This is a genomic window from Rhodopirellula maiorica SM1 (assembly GCF_000346295.1).
GTDB lineage: Bacteria > Planctomycetota > Planctomycetia > Pirellulales > Pirellulaceae > Novipirellula > Novipirellula maiorica.
Map to the genome: position 1 here is coordinate 1 of NZ_ANOG01000489.1, position 16,800 is coordinate 16,800.

Genomic DNA, 16,800 nt, shown 5'->3' on the forward strand with positions numbered 1-16,800 from the left:
ACCGCGCCGGTCGACTCGCTGTTGATCGACAGTTTGCCGGTGGGCCGCCGGCGGCCGCAGGACTCAGCTCGCCCGCAGTGGATCCAGGATTAGCTGCGGACGTCAGCAACTACAAACTGGTTGGCGATCACAGTGGACAAGTCCTAATTGAAAACGCGTTTATCGTCAGTTCGACGCCTGGACAAGTTGTCGTGCGTATCCAGTTTGCATCTCTGTTGGCCGACGACCGTTACACGCTGACGTTGGATGATTCGATTTCCGACGCCGCTGGTAACTTATTGGATGGTGATTCATCGGCTCAGGCTCCGGGAACTCCGCTCGCTGTCTTGCCTTCGGGCAATGGAATTAGCGGCGGCGATTTTGCTGCCCGCTTTACCGTCGACAGTCGGCCGGAATTTGGAACGATCAGCCAAGGACTTGTCTACGTTGACATCAACGGAAACCACGTCTTTGATCCTGAAGGTCAAGACAACGATGCGACCAATCGTGACTTTGTCATGCAGTTCGGTCAATTGACCGACGCCCTATTCACCGGTAACTTTGCCGACAAAGACACCGGCATTGCCTCCGGCTTTGACAAACTTGGGGCCTACGGGCGTTTCAACGGCACCTACAGCTTCCTAATCGATACCAACGACGATGGGGTTGGCGATGTGGCATCGGTCATGCCAGGACAATACCAAGTCAATGGGATTCCGGTAGCCGGTGATTTTAGTGCAGCCCAAGACGGCGACGAGATCGGACTGTTTGATGGCCAAGCTTGGTACTTGGACACCAATGGTAACAACCAAATCGACAGCAACGAACGGATCGCGACGAACTACAACGGGCTACCGATCGTTGGCGATTTCAACGGCGATGGCAACGATGATTTGGCCGTCTTTGTTAATGACACAAATCAATTTATCTTTGACACCAACCGTGACGGCACTGGCGACTTTACCTGGGACGTCCGTGACGATTTCGAGCGGTTCGGTGGTCTCAGTGGATTTACCGATCGTCCGCTCGTCGGCGACATCAATCTTGACGGCATCGACGACATTGGAATTTGGGTGAAGGGCCGTCAAGGCATTCTGCCCAAGGAACAAGGTGAGGTTTTCTTCTGGATCTCGGACCAAGTCGACAACAATCCGGCCAATGTTTTTGACTCTTACTCGCCGGCCCCCTTGGGCAACGACACGTTTGCCCAGTATGGTGACGAAACCGCACTTCCGATCTTTGGCAACTTTGACCCACCGATCGCATCTGCGAATGCCCCCACCAATTTGACGGGATTGACCAATGCGGTCAACAAATACGACGTCAACAACGACGGCAAAGTCTCTGCCCTGGATGCGTTGACGGTGATCAATGCGATCAGCCGCGGCTTTACCAATGCCGAGGCCAGTCAAGCACCGCGATTGCTGGCTGCCGGAGGCGATTATTTGGACGTCGATTCAAACGAAGTGGTCACCGCGTTTGACGCACTGCTAGTGATCAACGAAATGAATCGCCTAGGCCAACGCGGTAATAGTGGTCAAGCCGAAATGCCGGTCCAAAGCAGTTCAAACGATCATTACACCGACGCCGTCGACGATATCTTCAGTCAGGTTTCGCTCGATGATGATGAGGACACCGACTGGATCCTCGCCGATCTAGAAAGTCGCCGCGGCGTGTTGTCCTAACCTGATCCTGTCGTCGCGTTGCGACTGGCTTCAATGCGGCACACGCAAACCACGAACTTGCGTCCGTGGCTATCGCCTGCCATCGCTTCGCGATTTTGTCGTCTTCGAGTCGCAACGCGACGGAAGGTTGTAGCCCCGGGCGTAAGCCCAATGCCATCTACTTTGGTAGCGGTACGGCGCGAGCCGTCCGGTTGAGGCGGGTAAAACGTTCGGTTTAGACCGAGCGGCTTGCGCCGCACCGCTACAAAACGCCACCCGTTTGGTGCCAAAATATTTCCAAAGCTCCGAAGGGACGTCATGAACCTAGGTGATCAAGCTTCAATGCTCCTGACACCCCCGGACCTCGCATCCGCCCTTGGCGATGGTCTCCGTCCTTTTCGTCCGCTGCTACTGCAACAACCTTCGACGCTCGGTGGGGCTCCGCAAGCATTACCCAGTGCGGTTGGTAGAGCGGTCGCAGCAAAGCTGTGCTGGCGAAAACGAGGTCAGGGCGCCGCAGCACGAAGATCCCGCACCGCGATTCGGTGCGCTGCGGCTTGGTCCGATTCGCCTTGATGATCCAACAACACCGCCATCTGCTCATGTGCGACAACTAGGTTTGGAGCTATTCGCAGTGCTTGCCGTAACGAGGCAATCGCCTCGTCAATTTGCTCGGCATTGATCTGGCAAATACCCAGCAAATAATGATCGCCAGCGACACGGCGGTACTTGGTCAGTTGTTGATACCACTGCATCGCGGTAGCGTTGTCTTGCTGTCGAAACGCAATCTGCGCTAAGACATCGATTGCATTTATTTTTGCATCACTGACGGATGTTTCGCGTTTGACGACCATCGACGCCAGCTGTTTCGCGGGCGCTAGCACTCCTGCGTCAAGATAGTCTTTGGCCAACGTGGCTTGGACGTCGCTGTCAACCGCTCCCGCTCGGTGTGAATTTAACAGCAACCGCTTGGCTCGTGGCAACTCTCGCAAAATCGCTTCATCGTGGCGATCGTTGAACACCAAATGGTGAATCGCGAGCGCCCAACGACGGTCCTGTTCTTCGGGGGAAAGCGTACGATCGGGCGAGATCGGATGGATTGGCGATTTACCTTCTTCATTGCCTCCGCTGCGAACAAGCCTTGCAGTTTCGGGCGGCGTTTGTTGGATGCCCCGATACGACTCGTGATGAATCCCGATCGTGTGGTGGTGTAGCGCCGCATGGGTAACATTCGTCTCGCGTTTGGGCATATGACAAACCGAACAATCGTTTGCATTGGTATCGACACGTTTGCTCAGTTCGACGCCGCAACTCGCATCGTCATGGCACTGCAGACATGCTTGGCGGTACAGGTCGCGAGAAACCTCGCCTTGATTATGTCGATGCGGATCATGGCAGTGGATGCAGGTCAGCGTCGTCGAGATTTGATAACAGCGGCTGGCGTGCAATTGCTCGGTATGTCCAACAATGCGAAACTCGTCGTCTTGCTTCGCGATGTTGAAATCGGTGCGGGTGTCGGACAAACGGTCGCCAGGGCGGAAATCCCACGCATCTTTCCCCGCCGCAGTGACAAAAAGAGCTCCCTGCAGATGACACTGCGCACAAATCGCCTCGCTCTCACGCCGATCCAGCCGTGCCGGGTTGACGATATCATCGACAAGCGACGCGTTTCTATCGATGCTCTGGTGCTTCTCGCCATGTGCCGCACCCGCGCCGTGACACCGCTCGCACCCGATCGCATGCTCGTGAACTCGAAATTGGTTAGGGTTCTGGTTGACGACGTCAATGCTGCCGACATGACAATAGGCACACCCGGTGGTAATCACTCGGCTAAACATGGTCGGCGATGTCGGTTCGTACCCCGGCGACAAATCCCAATCGTTTGTTTTTGCGTACCACGTCAACGGTGATTCACAGACAAACGCACCATCACGGTATAGATAGGTGTGCGCCGTCGTTCCCGAGCCAAACTCGTATGCCAACTCAGCTTCTTGCATCCAGCGGACGGGCGTATGGATGCCCGGAACCGTTTCACGATGCGTCATCGCGGACGATGTGCCGGCGACCTCATAGAGTCGTCCAGATCGCGGGTGCTTCCATTGCGTTTCCGCTTGTAGTGATGAATCGGCGATGCCACGTGCCGAACGGGCATGGGATGATTTGAGATAGCTCTCGTATTGCGAACGATGACACTTTGCGCATGCTTGCGTCCCAATCGTTCCCTCCGGCAAACGTCGCACTTGGCTAGACGCGACGGTCTGGGGCTCATTCGAAGCACTGGAAAGCTCGTTGTCCGGCGTGCTGACGCGAACCAGGTGCTCTGTCGTCTGCCAATCTGCGGCCCCCGGTCGATTCGTCGCAGCCGTTTCCGGAGTCGAAGGGGTGCAACCGAAAACGGCAACCAACACCAACCCGAGCGCAGTGCTGTTGCAGCAGCGCAGCGATTCACGCACGCAACCGCGCATTGCTGCGGTTCTCGAATTACTCGCGTTCATAAACATGAGGAGGCTGTCCTTGCACAATCAGAACTCGCTGGTTGACCGGCAGCGATGATAGCTGATCGCTCGTGCCATCGGGCCATTGCACCGAAATTTGCTCGATCTGTTGGGAGTCCGCTAGCCCGAAGAATGCAATCCGTTCATCGCTGCAACTATATCCATCGCCCGAATCGAGCCATTGTTGCTGAGTCCCAAGTTCGGTCTGCACCGTGATCACGGCGCCGACGGCAGTTCGTTCACAATTGATCCCGACCAACTCGCACTGCAACCAATTCCCCGAATTGGCGGTCTGGTTTTCGAGCAGTTCGACCGGCTGGTCAAGGTGCGTCGCCAATAGATCGACTCGCCCATCCCGATTCCAATCGGTCCGAATCAGCGCTCGTCCGAGTGTGGCGGCGTCGAAATAGTTTGTGGCATCCTTGGAAACAACGGCAGCCGATTGCATTTGAAAACGGCCGGCGCGCTGCGAAAACAATTGAGGCTTCATCTTGAACGGAGCGTCACGAAACCTCAAGTCTTCGATGTGACCATTCAACACCGCCAAGTCGAGGTTCCCATCGTTTTCGAAATCGATTGCCGCCGTCCCAAATCCCAAAACCGGCATCGAATCGTTGTATAGATTTACGGCGATTGCGGAATCGACAAACGTCTGCTTGTCGCTTTGTTGATAGAAATGAACGGGCTCGTTGTAAAAATTGGTGACATGCAGATCAAGTTGGCCGTTGTGGTCGAAATCAGCCGCAGCGATCCCCATCGACGCGCCACTTCCGCCGCGGCTCGAATAGGCGCATCCGCGCAGCTTGGCTACATCAGTCCAGCGATCGTTTTCATTGATCCACAGGTTGTTGGGACGTGTGTCGTTGGCGACAAAACACTCGTTGCCCGCCGCCGAATCGAAATTGGCAACCACCACGCCTAGCCCCGGCGCAGCTTCTGCTTGAGACGTCAGCGGTTTTTCGTTCCAAGATTGATCAGGCTGCTGCAACAGCATGCGGTCGACCGCGGGACGGTACGACTCGGGTCCGCGGAAAACGGAAAAACGTCCGTGTTCGTTACGCGGGGGGACCTCGAAAACGGCGGGATCATCTAGATAGTTGACTTCCATCACGTCGGGGATGCCGTCGTTATTGAAATCCGCCACTGCTGCCGCCGATGTCCAGGCATTGCTTTGCCAAACATTTCCTCCGTTGGCTCGTTTGAAGGTTCCGTCGCCTTGGTTGATTAACACCGTGTTTTGGCCAAAATTGCCGACGATCAGATCGTCAAAGCCGTCTTGGTTTAGATCACCGACACCGACGCCTAGCCCATACCCGCGATCATCTGCGGTGGCCGGTTCGGTGACATCGCGGAATTGATGATCGTATTGCGAATGTAGAACGTTTGGCAACGCTCCAGCGGATCTTTGTGGCGTCCCTGCACTTTGCACAAAATAGTAATCGATGTGTCCGTTACGGTCATAATCCAACGCGGCAACGGCACCCCCAAACTGTTCATAAATCTGAAGATCACGTTCCTTTCGCGGATGCGCATTGTGATACTCGAACGTAAGTCCGACGGCGGACGCACGTCGTGTAAACTTAGGCGACGACAATCGTGAATCGTCTTCGTTGGCCGCCCAGCGGGCGGATATTTTGAGCGACGTTGGAGCACCGTCCTCAGAGAAACCTGACTCACGAAGCACGAAACGACGAAGGCCCGCGGCATCGACGGCAGACGTGTAGCCACCTAGCACGAACGCATCGCTGGCAAACGCTTGCCCAGATTCGAGCAGCTCGCGACGCTGATGTCGCAGTTCGGCAAAGGCGTGATTAACCCGGTCGTGATTATCTTTGTCGGGGCCACGATATTGCCGAATCATTCGCCATGCATTGGCCTCGAGTGGACGTCCAAGTGTTTCGAGCGTCGTGGCGAGCCGATCGATCGCTGCGATGTCTCCACTGGCCGCCGCATTACTCGCCAAAATGGATCGCTTGATTGACAGGGCACGAAGCCGAAACGTTTGCTCGGCTTGAGGTCGGCCCAGTTGATTCATGCAATTTTCCAATAAACCAAATGCGACCCAATCGGTTGGATCGCGTGTAACCGTTTCGCACAACAGGGCAGCAACGGTTTCGACCGGTGCTTGTTGTTGCATTGCCAAGCGGGCGAGTGCGTACCAATGATCGGCAAACTGGATTTGAGAATCATTGGCGATTTTTCGCCAATGGGTTGTGGCTTCGGCATCCCCTTGGTCCAACGCCAATCGCCCCAGTAGCGCGACCGCCGTCGGGTCGATGCGGGGGAATTGCGATTGCTCGGCCCCACGCCCTGCGGTCTCGTTCGAGTCATCGTGAGTCGTCGTCGCGTCGATCAGGAGATCAATCGCTTCGTCAAATCGCCCCTCGCTTGCGAGTTGACGTGCATTGCCGACCGGACTGAACCAAGCTTCGCCGAGCGGAACATCGCCGGCTTTTTCCTCCGACGCCGTATTGGTGATGGACGCATCGGACCGCGATATCAACGATGCCAACTCGGCCTGGGTAATGTCACCATTTAGACAGAGCGCGCGGAGATGGCGTGTAGCGAGTTGTCGTCGTCCCAGTCGATTTAGCAAGGACGCCAATTTGCGATGCGCGATGGTGATCGTCGTGTCCTGCTCGACAATCTGAGAATAACGCCGGATTGCTTCGTCATAGCGGCCAAGCTTGACAAGCCAATCCGCCGAGGTCCCTAACGTCATCATCCCGTAATTCGGGTCATCGGCGGGGATGCTGGAAAGAACTTCGATGGCCTCGGAGGTTCGTCCGGCGGCATACTCGATCCTTGCTAACCATAGCAGGACTTCGACATCGTCAGGATTTGCGACCAATAATTGGGTCAATTTGCGTTTGGCGAGCTCAAACTGGCCGAGGTCATACCACTGCGGAATCGCCTGAAGCGTTCGCTGACGTTTCTCGGCGGTGATATCGTCGGGGTCAGTGACATTCGCAACTTTGTGCGCCGGCGGGGCAGCCTCGATGGACGTTGAGTGAGCCGCGTCACCCGAATCGTCGGCGGGCTGACTCCTTGGCGTGGGCGTAGCAGTTGGCTGTGGATCGGTGGCCCGATTGCAACCGTACAACGGCGATAACAAAAGCCAAACGACCGCTCCCAAAATGAGAACGGTCGCTGATGAGAATTGACTATTCAACTGTAGCCTCGATTCGCTACTCATCGCAAACCATATCGTATGGCAACCATAGTCCGGTTCTTATTGGGCTTGGTTCATCTTGGCGTATTCTTCGGGGTATTGTTCCGCCGCTTCGGCGCTCACATCTTGTGGCTCTTGATCAGCAGGGGTTTCGACAACCGTCGAACCGGATCCACCACAGCCAACCAAGCAAAATGGAATTGACAAGAGTGCAAACATGCATAGAGATAGAGTCTTCATTGATTTCCTAAGGATAGATAAAGAAGGTAAGATTTATAAACAGGGAGGGAAGATACATACTCGTTCGAATGATCGACCTACGATCGGCAAGTCTACGATTGCTTCGGCAAGCAAACATAGACTCCATTGTTCTAGTCAGACACGCTCTTAAAACGGATCGTCAATGACTTCGCGATTGGCTCGTGTCCCCATGGCACCCCAAACACCATACTTGCTGGCAGCACCTGCTACCGGAGGCCCAGCGTGTTGATCGCCAGCTTCGATCGAATCGGTCACAAATTTAACCGCACCATCGCCCATCAACACATGGACGCCGCCTTGATGGCGACTGCTGGCCGAGATCGAACCGCCATTTTCGGCCCAACGGTCACCACAGTACTCCGAGTTTGGTGGCGTGTTGGCTTGAAAAGCGGTCAGAGACACCCGTGCCCAAGCCCAGTTCATGCCACGGTTTTCCGAGCTGTTGGCCGCGTGAAAGAAACTACCCGAGTCACCTGGTGTTGGAGTCGGGCAATTGGTTCCGTCACACCAGAACCCCGGACGTTTGGGATCGATATGCCCGGCGTCCTCACACACTTTGACGTTGTTGCCGCTGCTGCTAAACGTCTTGGTGCGATTGACACGCGTTCGCTTGTCGCTGTCGCCAAGGTCGGTGGTGATTTCGCCCATCATGATCGTGTTGGCGAGTCCGTCCAAGACATCACGGAACGCCATATCGGTTCGGAAAACGAACATTCCGCGTGCCCATTGTCGCTGCATCGTTTTGCCGCTCGACACGACATCAAATGGACTTTGTCCAGCACTTCCGCCACTCCAGCGGATCGGGTTTTGGTAGTGCCCAAGCCAACCATCGCCAATACAAACGGCATAGTTGGTGCGTCCCAGCGCTGGCAACCCACGTCCTGGATCGGAAGGGCACCGCAAAGAAGCGACGTCAGTTGCCCACGGGATGTACTGGGATTGGTTAGGCCCCGGCCCCATCGCTGGCCAAGGGTTAGTCGGGGTTCCGATACCGGCCGACGTATTGCCGTCGACCCGTGACGCATTTGGATTGCTGATCGATTCCCACAATGCTTGCTGTTCAATGAAGGGAGTTAAACCGACCAGGGCGCTGAGCGCACCGGAATTGTTGGTGCTGTGCAAGCCCCAAGCGTTCGCAGCGTCGTCGTTCCAGGTTCCGGTGCAATGCTTGGGAAGCTGGTTGTAGGCAGCATGGTAGTTGTGAATTGCCAATCCAATCTGCTTGAAATTGTTGCTGCAGCTCATTCGCCGTGCTGCTTCACGCGCGGCTTGAACGGCTGGCAACAACAACCCGACCAATACTCCGATAATTGCGATCACCACCAAGAGTTCAACAAGAGTGAACCCCTCTCTTTTCGTCAACTTCATAATACAGTCCCGTCATTAAGCAAAGAAATAAACCAGCCAAAAAAGAATGACCAGCGGCTCTATAGAGTAATGCGACGGCAACCTACGGTCAACTTAATCCTCGCTGTCGACGCACAGAGGGAAACTCGCCGACATTAAGTACCCGCCGGGGGGTGGTGACGGCAGCCTTGCCACTGTACTTTCAGACCGTTTTTTAAGGGGTAAATTGCGTCTCGCGGCAACCGAACATTCGATTGGAAAATCATGCAATTCAAGCAGATTTGTAATCCACCCTATTACCTTTTTGCTTTTTTTTCTAAGAATTTTCTGCGATTCCTTCTGCTTGATGGAGCAGCTTGGTCGATTCGAGCGGCGCAACACTGCGGTTTGCCTCAGAAGACAAATCGCGAGATGATCACGCGATGCGAGTGTTACGTGGCAGCAAGCCAAGCCGAAATTGAGATGTGTCGTGACTCGATCTGGCCACGACAAGACAAGATACGGCATCGGTCGCGGTCGTTTAACGAAGACTCAGACCGATGCAAATCGTGGGAAAGCGAGCAGGAATACCTTTCACGCTTCCGACCCTACAAACGTGCGGCGGCGGCTTCATCGACGTAGAAGGTCAGATCGGCGGCTTCGACATGCGATGCGGGGAAATTGGCGAAATCGCCCTCTTTTTTGATCACTTGTGCCAACACCTCGGCCTTGTCGCCGCCGGTAATTAGAAACGCGACCTTCTTGCCACGGTTCAGCACAGGACCGGTCAGTGTGATGCGTTTCTGAGCCGTTTCAGGGTGGATTGCGACTTCACAAACCTGTGGCGATTTCAAAAATTGGCTTTGGTGCGGAAAAATCGACGCGGTGTGTCCGTCGGTTCCCATCCCCAGGATGATCAGGTCAAACTCGGGAACCGCGTTGTCGTCGATATCGACATGTCCATAGACTTCGTTCTCGTACCGCAAACGCTCTTCGTCGGGATCCGCTTCACCAAGAATTCGATGAACGTTTTCCTCGGGAATCTGAACCTTGTCTAAAAACAACGCTTTTGCCACACCGTAGTTACTGTCGCTGTCGTCCGGTTCAACGCAGCGTTCGTCGCCCCAAAAGAAATGCAGACGCGCCCATTCGATCTTGTCCGCGTAATCACTGGCCCACAGCCCGAACAGCAACTTTGGCGTGCTGCCGCCGGAAAGCGCGACGGTAATCTTGTCATGACCCTGTGCCGCGACCCATTCGGCAAAATCAGCGGCAAAACCGGATGCGACGGCGGCAGAATCGGCGAATTTTTTCGTTTCAGTACTCATCAGTGGACTCGTAATCAAATTAGAAGGGTGGATATGGCCATCGCGGCCGCGAATTCCCGAGCCATTCGATAAAGTTTGCGTTAAGAACGCGTCCGTAGGACTCGGTAATCCTTGTGGGTATTCGGGGATGAAGGCGTGGTATCGGGAATTACATTAGAGCATCTTTGGCCGCTCTAGCCAGCGACGCAGCAGAATCCCCGCAAAGCGTTCACGTTATTCGCATCACGCCGCATGTGCCTGTGAACAGTCTGCGAATTTTTTTCGGTAGTGGGGATCGTGACAACACAAAAGCAGGGGGCGAAACCGGAGAAGGCCGTGTGCCGGTGCTTGCACGCGTCGTGACAAGTGCTTGCGCTGCGACTGACGGCGACGGTAGCAAAACTCGCCATTCCCAGTTACAATAATCCACGCCCCTCCCCTCGCAGCGTCCCCCCACCGATTCAACACTCGCTGCCCGCGAAACTGCATCCCACAGTTCCCTGGATCTCCCGCCACCCGCCTTCCCACTCGTTGGTCGCTTATGACTGTTCGATATCTGTCGTGGATGTTGCTGATTGCAATCGCGTTTTGCGGTTGTAGCGGCAAAAATGAATCCAAGATCGAAGCCAAACCCAAGTCACTCGAAACGCTTGACGTCGACGTCTTGGCCATCGAATTATCTCCCTGGCCGCGAACCGTTCGCAGTCAAGGTAGTGTTTATGCGGACGAACAATCCGTTGTGGGAGCGAAGGTTGCCGGACGCGTCGCCGAGGTGCATGGCGACGTCGGTGACGTGTTGAAACTCGGCGACCCGCTAGTCACTTTGGATCAAGAAGATTTCTTGTTACAGGTCGAACAAGCCGAGGCCCAATTGTTACAAGCACGATCGTCGGTGGGGCTTCTCGAAGGCGATCCAGTTGACAAGCTCGATCCGGCAAATGCTCCGCCCGTCCGCCAAGAACGGGCTTTGTGGGAGGAGACGCAAAGCAGTCTCGAACGAATCTCGTCGCTCCGCAGCCAGAACGCAATGTCGCAGGGGGAATACGACGTCGCGGCGGCGGCCGAACGTGTCGCCGAGGCTCGGTATGCATCCGCAGTAAACGGGGTTCGAGAAAAGATCGCCCTGATCCAAGTCCGTCAAGTCGAATTGGCGGTTGCTCGCGAGCGTTTAAAAGATGCCATCATCCGTGCTCCGATGGACGGATTTGTTCTGAATCGACTTGTCGCCCCTGGAACCTTCGTCGCCGTCGGCCAACCGGTTGCGACGATCGTTCGCACGAACCCGCTGCGATTTCGCGGAAAAATCCCTGAACGGCATTCGCAATCGATCGCAGTGGGGCAACGTCTGACACTAAATATCGAATCGGTGACGGAACCTCGCGAGGCCACCATCACTCGGGTCAGCCCGGCGCTAGACCAACAGAGCCGAGCATTGACCTTCGAAGCATTGATCGAAAACGAAAACCAAGTCCTCCGTGCTGGGCTTTTCGCCGAAGCCGAAGTGGTCACCGATCCAGATGCCTATGCACTGGTGGTGCCCGAATCAGCGATCAGCGAGTTTGCCGGTGCCACGAAAGCTTGGATCGTGGTCGACGGGGTAACGCGAGAACAAGAAGTGCGAATCGGCGGTCGCCGAGAGGGGGCGTTCGAAGTCGTGCAGGGATTGTCTCCAGGCGATTTGATTCTGCGGAACGCGGAACAGGGACGGGTGGGCAAAGTCAATTCCCAAAACGTTCCTCAGGCATCCGTGCAGTCCAGTGCACCGATTGCCGCCAAGTGAACCACAAAATCGGATCGAGTTGCACTCCGTCTCACTGTGGTCCTCGAAGCAGATTCAAAAAAGAAATTGTTTGCGCAGGAAAGCACGCTGATGACAGGTTAAAAGACCGGTCCCACAACGACAGGCTAGAAGCCTATCCCACGACTCACCAGGAAATTTTGATCTGTGTACTGGCTTGCCGAAGTTTGCGTTAAACGCCCCGTTTTTGCATTGATGTTGATCACCGCGATGGTCGTGGCAGGCGTGGTTGCCTTTCCACAACTGGGGGTGGATCGCTTTCCCAATCTCGACCTACCACAAATTTTCATTCGCACCACTTACGTCGGAGCTGCCGCCGAGGAAGTGGAATCGGAAGTCAGTTCGATTCTGGAAGACGCGGTCGCCACCGTCGCTGGGATCGACGAGCTGCGATCCATTTCGGCCGACGGTCGCTCGTTTGTGATCATCACCGTTCAACTGGATCGCGACATTGATGCGGCGATCCAGGATGTTCGCGACGCGGTCGCTAGCGTTGTCAATCTATTACCGCCCGGCATCGATCCGCCCATTATTCAGAAACGGGACCTCGATTCGTCACCGATCATGACGTTAGCCGTTTCCGGCCCCCGATCGCCTCGCGAGTTGTTCGTGTTAGCAGATCGTTACGTCAAAAATGTAATCGAATCCTCTCGCGGCGTCGGACAGGTTCAGATCGCAGGTGCCGCTGACCGCGCGATCCAAGTTGAAATCGATGCTGATCGGTTAGCTGCCTATGGGATTTCGATCTTGCAAGTCCGCGATGCACTATCGCGTCAGAATGCCGAGATACCCGGTGGGCGAATGGACGAGGGGCAACGCGAACGCTCGCTGCGAACGCTCGGACGGATCTCTCAGTCCAGCGAGTTTTCCGATTTAGTCGTTGCCACCGTTGGGGATACGGCGATACGGCTTAGCGATCTAGGCCAAACCAACGATGCGACCAAAGAAGTCCGCACGTTGGCCAGACTAAACGGCACTCCCGCAGTGGTGCTGCAAGTCCAGCGTCAAAGCGGTGAAAACACCGTCGCGGTGATCGACGGAATCAAGGAAATGCTGCCGCGATGCGATGCGTTGCTACCAGACGATGTGCATGTCGAAGTCATTCAAGACCAATCACGCTATATCGTCGAAGCATTACATGAGATTGAGCGCCACCTCATTTCCGGCAGCATTCTGGCCTGCTTGACTGTCTTGCTGTTTATGAGGTCGTGGCGATCGACGATCATTGCATCGGTTGCGATTCCAGCGTCGATCATTGCCACCTTTGCCTTTATGAAGTGGTTTGGATTCACGCTGAATAACGTCACCATGTTGGCACTTGTGTTGATGGTCGGCGTGGTGATTGATGATGCGATCGTGGTCCTCGAGAACGTCTTTCACTGTATCGAAGAAAAAGGGATGGATCCGACCGAGGCGGCCGTCAAGGGAACCAAGGAAATCGGGCTGGCGGTACTGGCGACGACGCTATCGCTGGTGATCGTCTTTCTTCCTGTCTCGTTCCTTTCAAGTGTGACTGGACGGTTGCTGTTTGAATTTGGAGTGACGGCGACTGTTGCCATCTTGATCTCGATGCTGGTCAGCTTTTCGCTGACACCCATGATGTGCAGCAAACTGCTTCGTCCCGCCGCATCCGGCGGAGGTGCCGCCGCTCCGAAGTCGCGTCGTGGTTTGTATTCGCTCGTTGAAAACGCCTACTTGTGGCTACTGGCAATTGCGCTGCGTTTTCGCTGGGCCGTGTTAGTAGTGGTTGTCCTGGTAATCGCATCGAGCATACCGCTCAGCCAGCAGGTTCAACGCGATTACGTGCCGTTAAATGTCGACGAATCGGAATTTGAAGTTCGCGCCGAAGCGAAGCCTGGGGCGAGTCTGTTGGCGATGCGGGAAACGATCGACCGCGCCGAAGCGATTCTGAACAGCGTCGATGGGGTCGAAACAGTGCTGGCATCCGTTGGGACCGGTGGTTACGGCGATGTGAACCGTGCACAAATCTATATCCGGTTGATTGATAGCCAATATCGCACGTTTTCTTTCGGACGTTTGTGGCAAGGACTTCTGGCCGGAGATCCAGGCGCAGCGTTTCGCGGCAATTTCAGCCAGCGAGACAAGATGGGTGAGATTCGTAAAAAGCTTGGAAAGCTTGACGACGTTCGCGTTTCCGTCCGAAATTTGACGTCGCTACGCCAGGGAGCTCCGGTTGATATCGATTTTGCGATTACCGGTCCTGATGCCGATCAACTGCTAGAGTTCAGCGAGAAGTTACGCAAAAAAGCGGAGACGATCCCGGGAATCGTCGACGTTTATTCTACGCTACAAATCGACAACCCCGAGCTATTGGCATCGATCGACCGTGAACGCGCTGCCGCCTTGGGAGTCGAGGTACGAGAGATTGCCGAGACCCTGCAAGTCGCCGTCGGCGGTGATGACCGCGTCTCTCGTTATCTGGATCGATCCGCTGGTGATGCCTACGATGTTGAGTTGCGTTTGGTTGGGATGGACCGCAACGACGTCCCATCGATCTCGCAACTGTATGTACGCACCAATCCAACCGCCCAGACCGACACGACCGAACAGGCAGCGGGGGCGAACGAGGACAACGGCAGTCCCCCGCTGACACGGATCGATAATGTGGTCAATTTCCAGTTCAACAAATCCGCATCGCGAATCGATCGTCTCAGCCGCTCACGCATGGTTTCAGTGCGAGCTAACATTGCCGCAGGCTATGCCTTGGCCGATCGTACCGAAGCGATTCGCCAAGCTGCCGAAGAAATCGGAATGCCCACCGGGTTTAGCGGCCAAGCGCTTGGCGGGGGGCGAGAACTCGAACGAACAATCACCGATTTTGGTTGGACCTTTTTGATGTCGTTTGTATTCATGTACATCGTGCTGGCGGCCCAATACGAAAACATGATCTATCCGCTGATCATCCTGTTGTCGTTGCCATTGGCGGTGCCGTTCGGACTGCTCAGCCTGTATTGGGGCGGCGAAACGCTGAACCTCTACTCGGCTCTCGGTATCTTGGTATTATTTGGCGTGGTGAAAAAAGCCGCGATTTTGCAAGTCGATCATACCAATGCGCTGCGGGCTGAAGGGCTTGAACGTCACGACGCCATCATGCGAGCGAACCGAGACCGATTGCGTCCGATTCTGATGACAACGATGTCGTTTGTCGCGGGACTGTTGCCGCTGCTGATCGCGACCGGGCCCGGCGCCGAAGAACGTCGATCGATCGCCGTTTTGGCCGCGGGCGGACAGACTCTTTCGCTAGTCCTGACCCTGATCGCCATCCCCGTGCTTTATACTTTCTTTGACGATCTGGCCGCGCTTCCGAAACGACTGATGCAAAAAAAGGTGGGGTAGGCTTCCAGCCTGTTATCAAGAACCTTCAACTAAGGATCAGGCAATTCGATGATGAACGGAAAAACCATTACACTCACTCTCGGAATTCTTGCCGCCTTGCTGATGAATGGAAAACTCAGCGGACAAGACGCGTCAAAATTGATCGTGCATCGTGATCTCGTTTTTGCCGAGGCGGACGGGAAACCATTGAAACTGGATCTCTACCTGCCGGCTGTGCAAGGCAAAGCACCCTTGGTGGTCTGGATCCATGGCGGCGGTTGGCGTGCGGGATCGAAGGCGAAACCACCGATTCGCAAACTTACCGAACACGGTTATGCACTGGCGAGCATTAGCTACCGATTCACTGACACGGCTGTTTTCCCGGCCCAGATCCACGACTGCAAAGCCGCCGTCCGCTGGCTTCGCGGCGAAGCGGAACAATTTGGATACAACGCCGATTGGATCACGGTCGCTGGAAGCTCCGCAGGCGGGTATTTGGCATTGATGCTAGGTGTAACCGATGAAGTCACCGAATTCGAAGGCACCCTCGGCAACCACCGCGAACAATCTTCGTCAGTGCAGGCCGTGGTCGACTACTTTGGACCATCGGACTTTGTGTTGCGAGGCAAAACGCAACCCGAGCGAGCTTACACTGAAAAGTCGGGCAGTTTCGCGTTATTGGGTGGAATTCGTGATGGACAAATCACGCCCGACATCGAACGGCGTGCTAGTCCGGCGACCTATGTCACCGCGGATGATCCACCGCTGCTCGTCTTTCACGGCACGGATGACGAGGTCGTTCGGCTGGACCAGAGCGAGCACATCGTCGAACTCTATACGAAGCTGGGATTAACAGCCAAGCTAGTCGTTGTCGAGTCCGCAGGCCACGGCGGTGTCCGCTTCTTCCGTGATCCGAACTTCACAACCATGCTGAAATTCCTGAATCAACATCGTCCTTAGAGACCGCCCGCCGCTTTCCGAAGTTGCGGTATTTTAGATAGGCCGGCTCAAGCAAACAGCGGAAATGCCGGATCGGCGGACGCAATCGAGAACTCCCCATCGATCCAAGGCTCATTCGAAAAGGCTACCGTTTGCGCCGATCCGACATGATGTGTGTCCTTGATCCGGCCTACAATAACACAATCTCGAAACTCTCGTTCTTTACAATACCTACCATCAAGCCCCACAGGACATCGGGAAGATGAGATTCGTTTCCGCACTAATCCTTCTAGCGATAACCACCATTGTTCCCGACCGCGTCGTTCATGGCGATGATGTCACCGAGATCCGCTACTTGAGCTCGGCGGACAACTCGCAACAATCCGCGATGTTCTACAACCCCAGCGCAAGCGATGCGGTCCCTCTGGTTGTTGCCTTGCATACTTGGTCCGGCGACTACAAACAGGACAGCCACAAAGCCATCCAACAGTGGTGTATCCAAAAAGGCTGGGCGTACATCCAT

10 protein-coding genes are annotated in these 16,800 nt (G+C 55.2%); 5 read left to right on the forward strand and 5 right to left on the reverse strand.

Annotated elements, in window-relative coordinates; genetic code table 11:
- Positions 1 to 1,664 (forward strand): dockerin type I domain-containing protein (locus RMSM_RS15310; RefSeq protein ID WP_236622154.1); only part of this gene is annotated, 1,664 nt, incomplete at its 5' end.
- Positions 1,665 to 2,149: 485 nt separating this feature from the next.
- Here the strand turns inward: RMSM_RS15310 and RMSM_RS36945 are convergent.
- The 5 genes from RMSM_RS36945 to pgl form a co-directional block, all read right to left on the reverse strand.
- Positions 2,150 to 4,096 (reverse strand): hypothetical protein, encoded by a 1,947-nt coding sequence (locus tag RMSM_RS36945; protein ID WP_160168299.1) that lies wholly within the window; start codon positions 4,094 to 4,096, stop codon positions 2,150 to 2,152.
- Positions 4,097 to 4,124: 28 nt separating this feature from the next.
- On the reverse strand, positions 4,125 to 7,310 hold the full coding sequence (locus tag RMSM_RS15320) for a CRTAC1 family protein (protein ID WP_040767069.1): 3,186 nt from the start codon (positions 7,308 to 7,310) through the stop codon (positions 4,125 to 4,127).
- Between the two features lie 60 nt (positions 7,311 to 7,370).
- On the reverse strand, positions 7,371 to 7,550 hold the full coding sequence (locus tag RMSM_RS39845; RefSeq protein ID WP_144057671.1) for a hypothetical protein: 180 nt from the start codon (positions 7,548 to 7,550) through the stop codon (positions 7,371 to 7,373).
- Positions 7,551 to 7,697: 147 nt separating this feature from the next.
- Positions 7,698 to 8,939 (reverse strand): DUF1559 domain-containing protein, encoded by a 1,242-nt coding sequence (locus RMSM_RS15325; RefSeq protein WP_008697862.1) that lies wholly within the window; start codon positions 8,937 to 8,939, stop codon positions 7,698 to 7,700.
- 566 nt (positions 8,940 to 9,505) lie between these two features.
- Entirely contained in the window at positions 9,506 to 10,225 is a 720-nt protein-coding gene (gene pgl, locus RMSM_RS15335; RefSeq protein WP_008697863.1) for a 6-phosphogluconolactonase, read from the reverse strand.
- Positions 10,226 to 10,745: 520 nt separating this feature from the next.
- Between pgl and RMSM_RS15345 the strand changes: the two genes are divergently transcribed.
- The 4 genes from RMSM_RS15345 to RMSM_RS15365 form a co-directional block, all read left to right on the forward strand.
- Positions 10,746 to 11,984, forward strand: a complete 1,239-nt coding sequence (locus tag RMSM_RS15345) for an efflux RND transporter periplasmic adaptor subunit (RefSeq protein ID WP_081614173.1) — start codon at positions 10,746 to 10,748, stop codon at positions 11,982 to 11,984.
- A 165-nt stretch (positions 11,985 to 12,149) separates the two neighbouring features.
- A complete protein-coding gene (locus tag RMSM_RS15350) occupies positions 12,150 to 15,359 on the forward strand; it encodes an efflux RND transporter permease subunit (protein ID WP_008697869.1) in 3,210 nt (1,069 codons plus the stop codon).
- A gap of 48 nt (positions 15,360 to 15,407) precedes the next feature.
- Positions 15,408 to 16,298: an alpha/beta hydrolase gene (locus RMSM_RS15355; RefSeq protein ID WP_008697871.1), complete on the forward strand. Its 891-nt coding sequence runs from the start codon at positions 15,408 to 15,410 to the stop codon at positions 16,296 to 16,298.
- A 241-nt stretch (positions 16,299 to 16,539) separates the two neighbouring features.
- Positions 16,540 to 16,800: hypothetical protein (locus RMSM_RS15365; RefSeq protein ID WP_008697872.1), on the forward strand; the 261-nt coding region annotated here is incomplete at its 3' end.